Here is a 16,465-nt window from a genome sequence, read left to right on the forward strand (position 1 = left end):
GAAATTGTTTTTAAATTTACTTCTGTGAAATAAAAACACTAAAGAAAACCAAACTGTCAAAAAACGGTCACCAACGCTATGGGATATTACAATTCAAAATTATTTGCAGAACGATTAGACGAATTTCTTAGAGGAAATATTTGTCCAATTACAAGAAAACCAATGAAACCTTGTGATGTAAATTACAAATCTGGTTATAGTAGTTTTCATTATGTCTGTGAAGCTATACATCCAGAAGTGAAAATTGCTCTTTCAGGTTCGCTTATTTCTAATGAAGATAAACTTTATGACGAACTCAAAAATAATGCTTCTTTACAAAAAGAAATCATAGGAAGAATAAGACAACATAAAGGAGAAGAATTTATGATTGCTACCTACACAGTACGTGAAGTATTGGAAGGTAAAAAAGAAGATATTAAGTAATGAAAAATAAATATAAACAACAGTTCTAAAAAAAGACTACTTTGATTATTTTAATCTAAAGTAGTCTTTTTTTTAACGCTGCAAGACAATATTTTGCCTATATGCTTGATGCAATTGTTTTATCATTTCATTCCATTTCTTATATTCCGAAATAGGTAAAATTAAATAATTACTATATACCGAGTGCTTTAAAATTATCTGTTCAGAGCTGCGAGTATATTCTACTGAAAAGCCAAAATACTCAGAATCATATTTTTGATTTTGAGGTAAATATTTGATAGCTGCTCCTCTTGGAAGTTCTAATACATAGACTTGCGTTTTTTCGAATTTATAATTGGCACTTACAGGAGTTTTTCTCAAACTATCAATTTCTGTATTCCTCCAAATTGGATTCAAATGAAGATTGATATAAAACTCGCTGTATAAAGATTGTGTATGATTAGGAATTTCATATTCATAATTTATCTGCAAGGGTTTTTCTCTTTTAGTAGATAAAACTTCCGTTTTTTTGAGTTGTAGAGTAGGTTCATGAGGATTGAGTAGGCGTTTAAATGCTTCTATTTCTTGCTCTTTATCTTGAAATTGTAGATAAGGAAGAATTGTTGTTTTAGGAAAACCTTTCAAAACCATATTTCCTGTTGCACTTATTTTTGCGCCATCAATTTTTACTTTTGCACTATCATAAATACTATTTTGGGAATAAGGAGCAGAATCAACATTCAAAATTTCAAATTTTTTAGAATTGATAGCTACTAAAGCCTCTTTATTTTGTGTAAAATAAGATGGCATTCCAAATATTTCTTGATTTCCTGTTGCATCCAAAAAATAATTTTTTCCATTTATTTTTGCAACTACAATCATATGATTGTCTACTAATGGAATAGGTAGTTGAGAGTATCTATAAGGCAAGTCTCTTGAACCTAGCCACGCAAAATGTGCTTCAATACCTTCTATTCTAAGCATTGCCAAAAGTGCACTTGCCATATCCTTACAATCGCCATATTTTCGTTTACATACTTTTTCAGGTTGTGCAGGTCTGAATCCACGTTCTCCATCTTCAAATGCAATATATTGAACCTGTGTAGAAATCCAATCAAAAATACGTTGCGATTTTGCTAGTGCTGTAGTGTCATTTGCAGTTAGTTCATCAACAAAATACTCTAACTCAGGAAATTCTTTCATAGTATCAATTTCCTTTATAAAAGGATAATACCAATCGTATAGGTCTTGTATAGAAGATGATAAAGACACTTTTTTATCATTTTCGTCTTCTCTATTTTTGATAAACAAAACCACATGAGGTTCATAATAACGAAGATTAGGTGACGATTTTTCGTCTGTATATTTGGGAGCATTTTCTAAAGTCCACGTATATATTTTTCTATCTCCTTCTATTTTTTCTGTAAAATTAATTTTACTTGTATCCATTCCGAAAAGCTGAAACCCAATTTCTATAGTATTAGCTACCGAAACTGATAATTCTGTTTTTTGGGAGTGAATGTAAGAAGTAAAGAAAAAGCTACCCAAAAAACGAGGTTCTAAAAGCTCTTCTGTATAACCAAGATGTGTTTGTGTACCTGCTGTTATATTGGAAAACAAAAAAACTTTTTCCTTTACATCATTATAAAAAACATCATCTGAAACGGCATCACGAGTTTGAAAATTGACGACTTGTTTTTTCTTTATTCCGTCAGCAGTTTGGACTAAAGAATAAGCATCAACATTTCTTATTTTGTTATAATCTGAGTAGGTAATTGCCTCTTGTGCGTAGGCTTGCGAGTGAAGACGCAAATGCAACATACGTGATTCTATCTGTGAGATGATTTTAAAACTATCTTTTTTTGTATCAAAATCAATATTTACTTCTTTTTTTCTATAAACAAAAACAGCTTTTTCTTTAGGATATATTTTTCGATATTCTTCCAAAAGAGAATTTTGGGAAAATAAATCAGTAGAAAAAGAAATAAAAAGTAGAAATAAAATACTGGTCAGTATCTTTTTATCAAGATTATATTTTTTCATAAAAAGTCATTTATCAATTAATGTAGGATAGTTTTTGTAATTATTCTATTCAAATGACTAGCCATAATTTTAAAAGTAGAAAATAGCATCAATTAAAATATTTTTTTTGAATAATTCTGTGAGAAAACACAAGTTTCGACGAATAATAGAGTAAGCAAACCACTAATCAAACTTATGTTTACAAAAAAAAATACTAAAGAACCTCCTTCAAAAGAAATAAATACAGAAGTAAGTAAAGACTTTTTGCAAGTTCTTGAATCTAACAAAGGAATTATTTACAAAATAGCTAATTCGTATTGTAAGGAATCAGAAGATCAACAAGATCTAGTACAAGAAATTAGTTATCAACTATGGAAATCTTTTGAGAAATACGATAAAACCTATCAATTATCTACTTGGATTTACAGAATTTCTTTAAATGTAGCTATTTCTTTTTATAGAAAAACAACTAAAAGAAGCAAGCACGAGAGTAAATTAGGAACAAACGAACTTCTTTATTTTGAACAAGAAAATATAGTAGATGAAAAATTGCAGCTTCTCAATAGTTTTATCTATGAACTAAAAGAAGTGGATAAAGCTATCATTCTTTTATATCTAGAAGATAAAAGTCAAAACGAAATTGCTCAAATAATGGGTTTATCATTGAGTAATATTTCTACCAAAATTCATAGAATCAAAAAAATATTAAGCGAGAAATTTCAAAAATTAAATTATTAATCAAAAATCAAAATTTATACTATCATGAACGAAATCGAATTAAAAAAAATGTGGCAAAACTATGATGCTAAACTTAATCAGAATTTAGCTATTAATAAAAAAGTTTTGCAAGAGATAAAATTAAATAAGGCAAACAAACTCCTCAGTTCTATCAGTACAGGAAGAATTATATCAATACTTATTGGCATAGTTTGGATTTTAGGAATAGATTCAATTCTTACTTTGGCTTTTCAGGCAGAAGGTTATTTTCTCTTTTTCTCGCTTTTAGTGCATTCTATTATTACTAAAATTGCAATCGGAATTTCTATTTATCATTTGATTTTGATAAAACAGATAAATGAAACAGATTCTATTATAGAAATACAGAAAAAAATAGCCAATTTTAGACTGACCACACTCACAGCAATCCGATTATCACTCTTACAGCTTCCTATTTTTACTACTTTTTATATCAACTCAGAAATGATTAGTATAATGAATATGACAGCTTGGGTTATTCAAATCCTAACTACTCTATTGTTTTCTTTTATCGGAATTTGGTGTTTTCTAAACTTTACACCAAAAAACAGCAGTAAAAAATGGTTTAGATTTTTCTTTTCTGATAAAGAATGGTTAGCATTACAAAAAGCTGATACTATTTTAGAACAGTTAAAAGCGAAAGAATAATTCTATCTGGGCTTTCTTATAAAAAAAGAAAAATGCCTTTGAATTCTATGACAAAGTCAAGCCTAATCTTTAGAAATTTAGGATAAATTTATGCTGCATTTTGAAATCCTACTCCTTGTCTTTCATAGATTTTGTTATTTTGTACACAAGCTACTACACGTTGAAGTATTTTATTTCGTAAAGCATTCAAAACACTCATTTTATTTTTGCCTTCTTTTATTTTACGTTCATAAAATTCACTTAATTCTCCCCCTTTTACTTTTATAGCAGCTAAAGCACACATATGTAACAATGTTTTAAGTGATTTATCAGCTATTTTTGATACCCTTGGCTTTCCTTTGTGGTTACCTGATGATTTTTCAAAGGGAACAACACCAGCATAACAAGCTAGTTGTTTAGCAGATTTAAACTTTGTAAAACCTTGTGTAACAACAAGTAATTTTATAGCTGTTACATCTCCTACTCCAACAACAGAAGTAGTGAGTCGATAGAGTTCTTTTAATTTCTCATCATTTCTAATTACATTTTTCATGCTTTTTTCTACTGCTATAATTTGTTCTTTTATCTGCTCTACTGGCTTTTGTAGATGTTCTGTTAAGTATTCATTTTGTTGTTCTGTTTCAAATTTTTGAGATTCTTTCCAAAATGTTTCCAGTTGTTTTTTGCATTTGATTAAATTTTTACGAACTAATTGCAATGTTTTTAAGGTCTTAATAGACTGACTTACAGGGGTATACAGTTTGCAACGGTCTTGAAAACGAAAAGCATACAAAGCTATTCTATAGGCATCTTCTTTGTCATTTTTTTCTCTAGTAAAGCCCATAGATTGTTTTATTTGAAGGGCATTCTCTACCCAAACATTCATTTTTTTGTCTAGTAGTGCAGTCAATAAAAAATTTATATATACGCCTGTAGGCTCTAAACAAACTAATAAAAAAGAAATATCTATTTGAGTTTCTAATTTTGCTAAGTAACTCTCTATTGAAGCTAAGTTATTTTTAATTTGCTTTTGGCTTACTATAACACCATCTTTCAATAAAGTACAATCTAAATGATTGCGACTTACATCGATTCCTAAAAAAGTTTGATAAGTTTGCATAAAAAGTTAATTTTAAGTGATTATTTAATAGAGTAGTTCATCAATTAGTCAATCAAACTTAAAACCTTATCTAATGAGGTAATTTTTATTATTTAGAGTAATAAAAGTTCTCCGAATTCTATATAAGTATGCGATTGAATAAATGTAGGTAGAGGCTAATTCAACGGATAGAATCTATGTTCTTGTTGGTGTTACAGGTTCTCTACCTACTTGATGAATACTTAAATACAAGATAAGTATTTCATTCTATTTATCTAGTGCAAACCTAAAGGTTGGTGTTTTAGCGACAGTGACACCAACAACCACAAAATCAGTATGACTTTTTTTATGTCTTCTCTATAATCTCTTTGATAAGGATATTTATTTCATTTTTTTGTGTCAAAATCATAAAATGCCCTCCATTCTCAATCAGAAAATCATTTTTATTCAATCTTTTAGTAGAAAAAGGAATCACCAAATCGTTTGTACCATGAATTCTGAAAATAGAATTCGTAATAACTCTATTACTCTTCTCTTTTTGTTGCCACTTCAAAATCATTTTTATAAAAGATTTGGCGAATTTTGGATTTGAATTTCTGATGATTTGATAAAGCTGTCTTTCTTCTTTTCTGTATCTTTTGTTAGTTGTTCCAAAAGCAAAACTAAGTAATTTATTAGGTCTGTTGAGTAAAAAACTAGGAATAAAAAAGTAGAGTTTTAATATTCCAAACAATCTATACAAAAATGGAATTTCTTTAGGAGTGGAAGCACTTGAAATTAAAATGACTTTCTCGGTTTGAATATGTTTGGAAAGTTCGGAAACTAACATTCCACCAAACGAAACACCTATCAGAATTACTTTTTTTGTTGTATCTATTTGTGAAGAAAGCTGTAAAGCATAATCCTCTAAGTTATCTGTTTGTGGAGTTTCCCATTCTATAAATTTATGTTTTTTGTTTTTTAAAAATGAAAGATTAGTAAACACAGAGCTATCTGCGCCAAGTCCAGAAAAGAGATAAATTAAGGGATGATTTGTGTTCATGAGAATGAAGTTAAGATTTTCAGTTAGACAAAACCGATACTTATTTGTTACTTTGTAAATTAAAAGTAAAAAAAGAGATTTTATAGCATACTATGAGTATAGATACTAATTCAGATAATTACCAAGTTTATACGTTTCCTAATGGTATTCGTTTGGTTCATTGTAGAGTAAATCATACCAAAATAGCACATTGTGGGTTTAGTTTGGAGGTGGGAAGTAGAGATGAAAAAGCACATCAGGAAGGAATAGCACACTTTTGGGAACACATGGCTTTCAAAGGAACTCAAAAACGAAAGGCTTTTCATATCATAAATCGTTTGGATGCTGTTGGTGGCGAACTCAATGCCTTTACAACGAAAGAAAAGATTGTTTTTTATGCTTCTGTTTTGGATGAACATTCTGAAAAAGCAATTGATATTTTATCAGATATTGCCTTTCGTTCTGTTTTTCCAGATAAAGAAATTGAGAAAGAAAGAGGTGTTATTTTGGAAGAAATGGCGATGTATAAAGATAATCCAATTGATTTGTTAGATGATGAGTTTGATGAAGTCGTTTTTGGAAACCATGCTTTAGGAAAACAAATTTTAGGAACAAGTGAAAGTGTAAAGCGTTTTAAAAGGATCGATTTTGAAGACTTTGTAGCTCAAAATTTGGATACAAGTCGCCTTGTTTTTTCCTCTGTTAGTCGTTTGCCTTTTGAGAAAGTAAAAAAAATGGTAGAGAAATATATTGCTGATATTCCTGTTTTTACTTCGACTTTATACCGAAATTCTGCACCTTTCATAAAAGCACAACATATTATTAAGCCAAAATCTATTTCACAGGCACATTGTATGATTGGTGGCGCAGCTTATAATTTGCACGACAATAAACGTATTCCTTTTGCGCTTCTCAATAATTATTTGGGAGGTCCTGCGCTCAATTCTCGTCTTAATCTGTCACTAAGAGAAAAGTATGGTTTGGTTTATTCTGTCGATTCAGGTTTTTCAGCATATAGCGATTCTGGAATGTTTGCCATTTCGTTTGCCACAGAAAAGAAGAGTTTGGATAAAAGTCTAAATTTAGTTTTGAAGCAACTCAATTTACTCAAAGAAAAAACGCTTGGAAGTGGACTTTTTCACACAGCCAAACAGCAGTTTAAAGGACAGTTGGCAATGTCTAGTGAAAGTAATTCTGGACTTATGATAGGAATGGGAAAATCATTTTTAGATTTTGGAAGAATGGTTTCCCTACAAGAATTTTTTGATAAAATAGATGCCTTGACTGTTTTTGACTTACAAGAAATTGCTCAAGAAATTTTTAGAGAAGAAAATTTGCATCGTCTGATTTATATGCCTGATGGAACACAGGAAGAGGAAGAAGACTAATTAGTTCTTATTAGAAGAAAGAAAAAGCCGTCATTTTTATAAAAATAACGGCTTTTATTTTATAAATTATTTGGAAGGCTAGAAGCTATTTTTGGATAAACAATATCTATTTTTCTCTTTTAGAGTATTATTTTTTACCTTTTCTGTGTTTGCCTCCTTTACCATGTTTGCCTTTTTTCTCTGCTTTTATTTGCTCATATTTAGTAAACTGTTCGCTAGAAAGAATAGATTTTAGTTCCGTTTCAAAGGCAGTTTTTACAGCTTTACGCTCTTCTTTATCTACTTTTTCGTCTCCTGCTGCTTCTTTGAGAGTTTGCATTTTAGTCATTTTTGTAACTAAGGCAGCTTTTACTTTAGTAGCTTGTGCATCAGTCAAAGAAAGGTCTGACTTTAATTTTTCGATATGTTTTTCTGCTCTTTTGTTTGGGTCTTTGCGTTCTGCTCGTAAAGCATCTGCTTTTTTGCGTTGTTCTGGAGTCAAAATTTTGTCCATCTCTGCTTTAAACTCTGCTCGGTTTGTTTTTGACCTAGCTTTAGCTTCTTCTTTTTTCTTCTCGTGAAGAGCTTTTATTTGTTCTACTTGAGCATCTGAAAGTCCGAGTTCTTCTTTCATTTTTTCTAGTCTTTGTTCGTGATTATGGTGTCTTCCATGTCTGCCTTCACCCTCTTTTTGTGCAAATGCACTAACTGAAAAAGCAAAGAATAAGGCTAAAGATAAAATTGCGATTTTTTGAATGATTTTCATAATTGATGGAAATTGATTGTTTTTGAAATATAATTTAGTGAATAGATTTTAAACTAATTTTGAATACATTTAAAATTGTTTTTTTATTGGTATTCGTAAGGTTAGATACAAGTGAAAAGCGAAGGTTTAATCTGAATTTTTATTTATGATTTTTTTAGAAATTTTATTTTTCTTTATTTCAAATCAAAATTTTTATTGGTCGCTTTTCGTAAGGTTAGATACAAACAGATTAGAAAGGTTTAATTGCATACTATTTTAAAAGAAAAAACCTTCAAGGCTTTTAAAAATCTTGAAGGTTTGGAATAGACATTTATGGCTTTGTTCATTTCATTATTTAATCTTACTTTTTGGTTCTACCGTAATTTTCGAACCTTCAGCAAGCATAACTGAAGCAGGTTTTTGATTATCCAAAAAAGAAAATTCTTCTCCATAAATTCCACCAAAATCAGCTTTTATTTCATAGTCTAAAACATCATACTTTTGCCATTTTGGGTGAGTTACTTCGTATTCATTTGTTTTTTGGTCGCCTTGTTTTGCATAACCCCAATAATGTTCTGTTATAAATTCTGTTTTGCTTCCTTCTTCTATTTCACTTAGATTTTTAGTTGTTTTGAGATAAATAGAATTAAGTTTTTCAGTTTTGTTCTTTTGCCAAGTATATTCTATTTCTCTGTTATCTTGATTTTCTATCCATTTATGACTCATTTTCATTGTTTCATAATTTTCTCCATAAATTGTATTTGCTACAAAAGTAATGGCAGGTTTGGGAACAATTTCTTTTATAAAAACAACTCCTCTTTTCCATTCTTTTGTTATTGGGTCTAATCTTTTTACATAAAAACGCAAATTTACTTCTTCAAAATCAGTATGAAAGGGAATAGAAAACCCTATTAGTTTTACATCCTTAAACATAAAACCGATTAGACTAACATAACATTTTCCTTTCCACAAATCTAGTTCTGTTCCAAATGGAAGATAAGGAATAAGTAAAGAAGGTTCTATTTCGTAATTTACAAATGCTAATTTTTGCCATTCTGCTATTAGAAAACTCATTTTTTGTGATTAAAATAATAGGTTGGAATAAAGATAAGTGTACAATCAAATATAGTTTATAAATCTGACAGTTTAGTTTCAGTTCTTAAAAAATCAAAACGAGCCTTTTTAGAGATAAAAAAGTCCAAATCAAATCTAACTTTTAGTGTATCTTTATCGTTAAGACCAAATCATTGTAGCTACAAGCGTTTTCTCTGTTCTAATTCAAGTGTCGACACTTGAATTAAATAATATCTATAAAAATGAAAGAACTTTTTGCCTTAAATAAATATTTCTATCGTTACAAATGGCATCTTTTGGGTGGCATTTTTTTCGTGTTGTTGTCTTGTGTTTTTGCTATTATTCCTGCTCAAATTGTTCGTCATGCTTTTGATTTGATAACCAATACAATCAGAATGAATGATCTGTTTGAAGGAACTGCTTCACAAGATCAAGTAATGATTACTTTCAGAAATGTAGTTTTGTTGTATGGTGGAATTATTTTACTAATGGCTCTCATTCGTGGAGTATTTTTGTTTTTGCAACGCCAAACGATTATTGTCATGTCAAGGCTGATTGAATATGATTTGAAAAATGATATTTATGTTCATTATCAAAAATTACCGTTGGCTTTTTACAGAAAAAATAATACAGGAGACCTAATGAATCGTATTTCAGAAGACGTTTCACAAGTCAGAATGTATCTAGGACCTGCCATTATGTATACAATTAATATGATTGGAACGGCAGTTTTGGTAATTTCTTATATGCTCACTATTAATGTACGTCTTACACTTTTTGCTCTTTTGCCTTTGCCTATTCTTTCTATTAGTATTTATTATGTCAATAATTTGATAAATAAGCGTTCTATCTTGATTCAGCAAAGTCTTTCTAAGATGACAACATTTGTGCAAGAAGCTTTTTCAGGAATTCGTGTTATGAAGGCATACATTAGAGAAGACGATTTTTCAAAAGAATTTGAAGGAGAAACAAAAGATTATTTTAATAAATCGCTTAGTTTGGTTCGTGTAGACTCACTTTTTATGCCGTTGATTGTTGGATTGATTGGACTAAGTACAATTCTGACAGTTTATGTGGGTGGAATTGAGGTGATGAGAGGAACAATTACCACAGGAAATATTGCTGAATTTGTAATTTATGTAAACCTTCTCACTTGGCCAGTTGCTTCTTTAGGATGGGTTACTAGTCTTACACAGCGTGCAGCAGCATCACAGGAGCGAATTAATGAGTTTTTGAATACGAAAAGTGAAATCCTGTCTGTAGAAAACAAAACAACTACTATAAAAGGCGAAGTCAAGTTTGACAATGTAACTTTTGTTTATCCAGATTCTGGGATAAAAGCCTTAGACAATGTCAGTTTTGAGATTCGTGAAGGACAAACGCTTGCTATTTTGGGTACGACAGGTTCAGGTAAAAGTACGATTGCCAACCTTATTTGTAGAATGTACGACGTAACAGAAGGCGAAATATTGATAGATAAAACAGCTATTCAAGATTATGAAATAACCTATTTGCGTTCGAATGTTGGTTATGTTCCACAGGAAGTATTTTTGTTTTCTGACTCTATTCGTAATAATATTGCTTTTGGATTCAATGAAAATGATTTTGAAGAAAATCAGATTAAAGAGGCAGCAGCAGATGCAGACCTTCTAGAAAATATCGAACGCTTCCCTGAAGGATTCGAAACAATGTTAGGAGAACGAGGAATTACCCTTTCAGGAGGACAAAAACAACGTGTCAGTATTGCTAGAGCAATTATTCGTAATCCAAAAATATTGATTTTGGATGATAGCCTTTCAGCAGTAGATACAAAGACAGAGAACGCCATTCTTGGAAATATGAAGCGAATAATGAAAGATAGAACATCAATTATTATTTCACATCGTGTTTCTTCTGCCAAACTTGCCGATTATATTATTTTCTTAGATGAAGGTAAAGTTACTGAACAAGGAACACATGAAGAACTTTTAAAACTTGGTGGACTTTATACACAGCTTTATGAAAAGCAATTGCATGAAGAAGTTTCTTAATGAAATTATGAATGGTGAGTGATGAATTACATTATTTTTAGGCTAATTTTTATTTCATAATTCATCACTCACAATTCAAACTATGCTACTTTAATCCAATCTTCAGCAGATTTTACAGTGCTAAAATATTCAACCTTAATAAGATCTTGATAGTGCATACGAGCCATAGCCGAAATTTGTGCAGCAGGATAACGTTTGAAAAAATCACGCTCTTGTATAATTGCCATAGCTCGGTAACCAGCTTCTAAAGCACGTTTTAACCAATCTTGCATTGCCCAGTTTAGGTCTTCAGAAGATATGCCTTTTGTTATTTTACGGTCGTCATTTATAATTTTAGATACTTGATGTTCGCTCATCCAATCTATGGTATCGTTTAATGCTTTTCTGTAGCCTTCACTGTGCATCTCGCCACGCCATTTTATCATGACACAAGGTACTTCTGGATTTAATTTTATTAAATACTGTGGTGTTTCGGCTAAAATCTTGAATTCAGTCATTGGTAATCTATATTTTTTGTTCTATTAAGTTTCTAGTTGATAAGTTCTGTTTTTTAAAACAAGATGCAAAATTACACAATTTTATTAAATTGTAGCTACACATTTTAGCTCAATAGCAATAGGAGTTGGAAGAGCTGTAATTCCTAAAGTTGTTCTACAAGGTTGATTGTCTTTAAAATATTCTGCATAAACTTTATTATACTTTTTAAAATCATCTTCCATATTAGTAAGAAAGACAGTTACATCGACAAGTTTATCCCAACTGCTTCCACTTGCTTCCAAAATAGCTTTTACATTTTGAAAAACGGTATGACATTGTGCTTCTATATCATAAGAAACTAGCTTTCCATTTTCATCATAGACATTTCCATGTATTTCATTAGTTTTGGCATCTCTTGCTCCTACTCCAGATAGAAATAATAAATTTCCTACTTTGCGTGCATGAGGATACAAACCGACAGGTTTTGGGGCGTTATTCGTTTCGAATTTTTGATTAGACATGAATATAAATTTAGAAGTTAGATTTCAGAAGTTAGAAATAAATACAAAAATAAAAGAATAAAATTAAGGTAAAATTGTATTCTTATCCTGTGTGTTCCTCTGTGAACTCTGTGTTTAACAAAATGATTTCCACAAAAATCATTAATTTTGATTTGCTTTTCAGAAAATAGAATAATTCTTTATTCAAACCTTCGTTCCATAAAAAGATAAAAGATATAGAATAGTCATCTTGTTTTCAAAGCTAAAAAAAATAAAATTAATTATAAGCGACAAATCAAATTATGAAAAAAATAAAACTTACCATTTCTTTACTTTTTCTAGTTACTTCTTTGCTCTTCTCTGCCTGTTCTGTTCAAAAAGAAACACTGCCTGATATTTCGGATTTGAAAGTCAATGTAGAAATAGAAAGAGTAGATAGAAAGATATTTGATGGGCAAAGTAAAGATTCAATTTTGACTTATCTAAAAGAAAACCCAGATTTATTATTGAAAGGTTTTCGTGTCAATGACATACGTATTTTGGAAGAGTTAGTAAAGCGAGCAAATGATCCTTATATTGATACTGTACAAAATCAAGTAGATGAACTTTATGACTTTGATGAGCTAAGAGAGCAACTAAATGATGTTTTTAGTTATACAAAATTCTATTATCCTGATTTTTATGTTCCTAAAGTGTATACAATTGTTGCAGGATATGAAATGGATGTTGTGCCAAGTGATAGTATGTTTTTGGTTGGCTTAGATTATTTTTTGGGCGAGCAGTCGTATTATCGTCCTCCAATTGAAGCTGTTCCAAATTACCTTTGGCAGCGTTATCACCCAGAAGCTATTCAGACGCATATTGCAAGAGAACTTTCAGGTAGATATAATCTCAGTAATCCTTCAGATAATAGTTTAGTCAATGAGATGATTTGGTGGGGAAAAACCTATTATTTCATTGAAAAAGTAGTTCCAAAAGCTGCCGATTCATTAGTAATTGGTTATTCAAATCAAGAAATTGAGGATTGTGAAACGTATCAAACCGATGTTTGGGGGCATTTTGTAAAGCAAGAATTATTTTACAATACTTCACAAATAGAAAAACGAAAATATTTAGAAGCTCGTCCTCATACTTTCGAAATTGGGCAAGAATGTCCTGGGCGAATTGCTCAATGGTTGGGTTGGCAAATAGTGAGAGCTTATATGAAACAAAATCCTGAGGTTACCTTACCAGAGCTTATGAAAATGACAAATCATAAAGAGATTTTTGAGCAATCAAAATATCGTCCGAAACAGAAAGAATAATTTAAAAGAATAATTTTATCTACTTTGTTAGTGTTTTTCCTCTAAAATTAAGTCTTTAAACTCAATTTTAGAGGAATTTTTCTTTGACAGATGTGAGTAAATCTATTAAGTATTGAATTGATTCCCTAATTTTCCTTAAAAACAAAAAGCAATATGCAACGCTTGTAAGTTATTTGTAGTCTAAAAGACAAATTAACTAAAAATAAAATTCTAATAGAATTTTATAGAACTCTGCCCCCATCTTTAATTCAACTAAAATAAACTAACTCAATGCGTTATTTTTCAACTCTACTACTGTTTTCTTTGTACCTACTGTTTTCATTTGATTCAAATGCAGCTCGTGTTTTTGGAAAAGCAACTTCATCAGATGGCGAATCAATGCCATTTTTGACAGTTTATGAAGAAGGAACAACCTACGGAACAACGACAAATCAAGAAGGAAGTTATTTTTTAGAATTAGAAGAAGGAACACATCAAATAGTTTTTCGCTATGTTGGTTTTCAATCTCAAACGCATACAGTTGTTATAAAAAATGGAAAAAATGTTGAGTTAAATGTAGTAATGCAGACTTCTACACAAGGCTTAAAAGAAGTTGTGGTTACACCCAACGGAGAAGACCCGGCGTATGCTGTAATTCGTGCAGCACAGAAAAAAAGAGAGTTTTACAGAACTCAAAATAAAGCCTTTTCGTGTGATGTCTATATAAAAAATGTTCAGAAACTAGATGAATTTAAAGTTCCCAAACTTTTAGAAAATGATGATATAGAAGAGTTTCGCAAGGAATGGGAAAAAAATAAAATTGTTTATTTTTCTGAATCTGTTTCAAAGTATTATTTTCTTGCTCCAAATAAACGAAAAGAAGTAGTTATTTCTTCAAAAGTAAGTGGTGATAGAGGTGGTTTTTCTTGGAATAGTGCGCTTTATTTGAGTTTTGATATTTACGAAAATACTATTGACGCACCTATTGGTGACCGTCCTTTTGTTTCGCCGATTGCAGCAGGTGCGATGCTTTATTATGAATATCAACACGAAGGCGAATTTATGGATAAAGGTGTAAATGTTCATAAAATTCGTGTTTTTCCTCGTTCAAAAGGACAACCTTTATTTGGTGGAGTAATTTATATTCAAGATAGTACATGGCGAGTTCATAGTACAGATTTAGAGGTTTCGAAAGATGTAGGATTAGAATTTATTGATAAACTTAGCATCAAACAAACATTTGTACCTGTCTCAAAAAATAAGGCTGATGACATTTGGCTATGTAGCACACAGGCTTTTTCTTTTAATTATTCGATTGCGATGATGGGCGCAAAAGTAGTCGGACATGGAGATTATACAGGAAGTTTCTCAAATTATGATGTAACTCCAAACTTTACAAAAGCACAATTACAAGCCGATACAAAAGGGCAAACACTACCGAGTCTTGCATTATCCAAAAAAGATAAAAAGAAAATAATTGAGCCTAAAAAAGAAAAGTTAGAGAAGCAAACAGAACAAAAAAATCAAACAGAAGTAGAGGATAAAACTGAAACGACAACAGAAAATTTAGCTCAAAATACAGAAAAAGATTCTCTTTCCAGTCTGAAAAATGATTTAGAAGCAATGGTTTTGGAACGTAAATTTTTCAATAAAGAAGTTTCTATTGTTTCAGATAGTTCTAATCTGAAAAGTGCAGAATATTGGGAAAAGATGCGTCCAGTTCCTCTCACAGAAGAAGAGTCTGGGCATTATGTTAGGAGTGATAGTGTAGAAAAAGCACACAACGACCCTATTTATTTGGATTCGCTGGATAGAAAAGCAAATAAATTTAAAATTCTTGATTTGCTTACAGGCTATACTTACCGAAACCGAAAACGAGAATTGACTTTTAATTTCGTACCAATTACTCAAAATATTCAAGCTAACACAGTTGAAGGATATGTTTTGAATGCTGGCGTAAATTTAAGAAAATTTAGAGAGCGAAATTTTAGCACGACACAAGTGGGTTTGGATGGTCGTTATGGATTTAACAGTAATAAATTTTATGCAAAAGGAAACTTCCTTCATCGTTTTAATCAGACTAATAGTGCTTATGTTTATTTTCAAGGTGGAAGTTTTGTAGAACAGTTTGATACGGATGCTATTTCGCCTTTTGTAAATGGAATTTATACTCTTTTTAGAGAAGAAAATTATCAAAAATTGTTTGAAAAGCGTTTTGTTCAAGCTAGTACAGGCGCACGTATTTTTGATGGTGCATTTTTTCGTTTGCAGGGTGCTTTTGAACAGCGCATTCCTCTTCAAAATTCAAATCCAACACTAAAACCTTATTTTAATAGAGATGAAATAGAATTTACGCCTAACTTACCAACAGATTTTGATGGAAATAATGTGTTTTTTGAAAAACACAATGCTTTTATTTTAAAGGCACAACTTCGTTATCGAATTGGAGAAAAGTATATCTTGCGTCCAAAACAAAGAATTACGATAGAGAGTAATTACCCAACTTTTACACTTACATACTCACAAGGAATTCCGACTATTTTTGATAGTAAAACTGATTTTGGTCAGCTTAATTTAAATATTAAAGATGATGTTAGTTTGGGTGTTGTGGGTTCGTTGGATTATGAAGCACAAGCAGGAACTTTTTTATGGAATAATTATACTTCTTTTGCTGATAATTTTCATTTCCAAACTTCTCCGATTTTACTTTCTCAGTCTCGTTTACGTCAATTTCTCTTATTGCCGTATTACCAATACAGCACAACAGATAATTTTGCCGAATTTCATGCAGAACATCATTTTAATGGATATATTATGAATCGAATTCCACTCATGAAAAAATTAAAATGGCAACTAGTGGCAGGAGCGCATTATCTTTATACACCAAATACGCCCAATTATACAGAAGTCAGTGTAGGTTTTGAGCGTATATTTAAAGTGCTGAGAGTGGATGCTGTTTGGGCTGTCAATCCAAGTTTACAAAATGAAATCAAAACAGGATTAGGCAAAAACTTTGGTCTTCGTTTGAGATTTGGGTTTTAAAATATTCTTCATCTATTTCA

14 protein-coding genes are annotated in these 16,465 nt (G+C 30.8%); 7 read left to right on the forward strand and 7 right to left on the reverse strand.

Annotated elements, in window-relative coordinates; all coding sequences use genetic code 11:
- Positions 1-78 precede the first annotated feature (78 nt).
- Positions 79-423 carry a hypothetical protein gene (locus V9L05_RS12825; protein WP_338792856.1) on the forward strand — a complete coding sequence of 115 codons (345 nt, stop codon included), beginning with the start codon at positions 79-81 and terminating at the stop codon, positions 421-423.
- A gap of 72 nt (positions 424-495) precedes the next feature.
- Here V9L05_RS12825 and V9L05_RS12830 read toward each other — a convergent pair whose 3' ends face one another.
- On the reverse strand, positions 496-2,445 hold the full coding sequence (locus tag V9L05_RS12830) for a DUF3857 domain-containing protein (protein ID WP_338812284.1): 1,950 nt from the start codon (positions 2,443-2,445) through the stop codon (positions 496-498).
- A 174-nt stretch (positions 2,446-2,619) separates the two neighbouring features.
- On the opposite strand from V9L05_RS12830, the gene V9L05_RS12835 reads away from it, so the two are divergent.
- A complete protein-coding gene (locus tag V9L05_RS12835; RefSeq protein WP_338812285.1) occupies positions 2,620-3,162 on the forward strand; it encodes a sigma-70 family RNA polymerase sigma factor in 543 nt (180 codons plus the stop codon).
- Between the two features lie 24 nt (positions 3,163-3,186).
- Positions 3,187-3,828 carry a hypothetical protein gene (locus V9L05_RS12840; protein WP_338812286.1) on the forward strand — a complete coding sequence of 214 codons (642 nt, stop codon included), beginning with the start codon at positions 3,187-3,189 and terminating at the stop codon, positions 3,826-3,828.
- Positions 3,829-3,916: 88 nt separating this feature from the next.
- On the opposite strand, the gene V9L05_RS12845 is transcribed toward V9L05_RS12840, so the two are convergent.
- Complete coding sequence (locus tag V9L05_RS12845; protein WP_338789949.1) at positions 3,917-4,927, reverse strand: IS110 family transposase; 1,011 nt, start codon at positions 4,925-4,927, stop codon at positions 3,917-3,919.
- A gap of 325 nt (positions 4,928-5,252) precedes the next feature.
- Positions 5,253-5,948: a hypothetical protein gene (locus tag V9L05_RS12850; protein ID WP_338812287.1), complete on the reverse strand. Its 696-nt coding sequence runs from the start codon at positions 5,946-5,948 to the stop codon at positions 5,253-5,255.
- A 92-nt stretch (positions 5,949-6,040) separates the two neighbouring features.
- Here V9L05_RS12850 and V9L05_RS12855 point away from each other — a divergent pair, with 92 nt between their 5' ends.
- Positions 6,041-7,315 carry a pitrilysin family protein gene (locus V9L05_RS12855; RefSeq protein ID WP_338792853.1) on the forward strand — a complete coding sequence of 425 codons (1,275 nt, stop codon included), beginning with the start codon at positions 6,041-6,043 and terminating at the stop codon, positions 7,313-7,315.
- A gap of 127 nt (positions 7,316-7,442) precedes the next feature.
- Here V9L05_RS12855 and V9L05_RS12860 read toward each other — a convergent pair whose 3' ends face one another.
- Both V9L05_RS12860 and V9L05_RS12865 read right to left on the reverse strand, forming a co-directional pair.
- Positions 7,443-8,060, reverse strand: coding sequence for a hypothetical protein (locus V9L05_RS12860; protein WP_338812289.1), 618 nt, complete (start codon positions 8,058-8,060; stop codon positions 7,443-7,445).
- Between the two features lie 330 nt (positions 8,061-8,390).
- On the reverse strand, positions 8,391-9,113 hold the full coding sequence (locus V9L05_RS12865) for a DUF2071 domain-containing protein (protein ID WP_338812290.1): 723 nt from the start codon (positions 9,111-9,113) through the stop codon (positions 8,391-8,393).
- Between the two features lie 242 nt (positions 9,114-9,355).
- Between V9L05_RS12865 and V9L05_RS12870 the strand changes: the two genes are divergently transcribed.
- Entirely contained in the window at positions 9,356-11,143 is a 1,788-nt protein-coding gene (locus V9L05_RS12870; protein ID WP_338812291.1) for an ABC transporter ATP-binding protein, read from the forward strand.
- A gap of 80 nt (positions 11,144-11,223) precedes the next feature.
- On the opposite strand, the gene V9L05_RS12875 is transcribed toward V9L05_RS12870, so the two are convergent.
- Positions 11,224-11,640 carry an STAS/SEC14 domain-containing protein gene (locus tag V9L05_RS12875; RefSeq protein WP_338792848.1) on the reverse strand — a complete coding sequence of 139 codons (417 nt, stop codon included), beginning with the start codon at positions 11,638-11,640 and terminating at the stop codon, positions 11,224-11,226.
- 84 nt (positions 11,641-11,724) lie between these two features.
- Complete coding sequence (locus V9L05_RS12880; RefSeq protein WP_338792847.1) at positions 11,725-12,141, reverse strand: Rid family hydrolase; 417 nt, start codon at positions 12,139-12,141, stop codon at positions 11,725-11,727.
- Between the two features lie 281 nt (positions 12,142-12,422).
- On the opposite strand from V9L05_RS12880, the gene V9L05_RS12885 reads away from it, so the two are divergent.
- Complete coding sequence (locus V9L05_RS12885) at positions 12,423-13,424, forward strand: hypothetical protein (protein WP_338812292.1); 1,002 nt, start codon at positions 12,423-12,425, stop codon at positions 13,422-13,424.
- A 270-nt stretch (positions 13,425-13,694) separates the two neighbouring features.
- Positions 13,695-16,445, forward strand: a complete 2,751-nt coding sequence (locus V9L05_RS12890) for a DUF5686 family protein (protein WP_338812293.1) — start codon at positions 13,695-13,697, stop codon at positions 16,443-16,445.
- The last annotated feature ends 20 nt before the right edge of the window (positions 16,446-16,465 follow it).

Source organism: Bernardetia sp. Wsw4-3y2 (genome assembly GCF_037126295.1).
In the GTDB taxonomy this organism is placed as follows: Bacteria; Bacteroidota; Bacteroidia; order Cytophagales; family Bernardetiaceae; genus Bernardetia.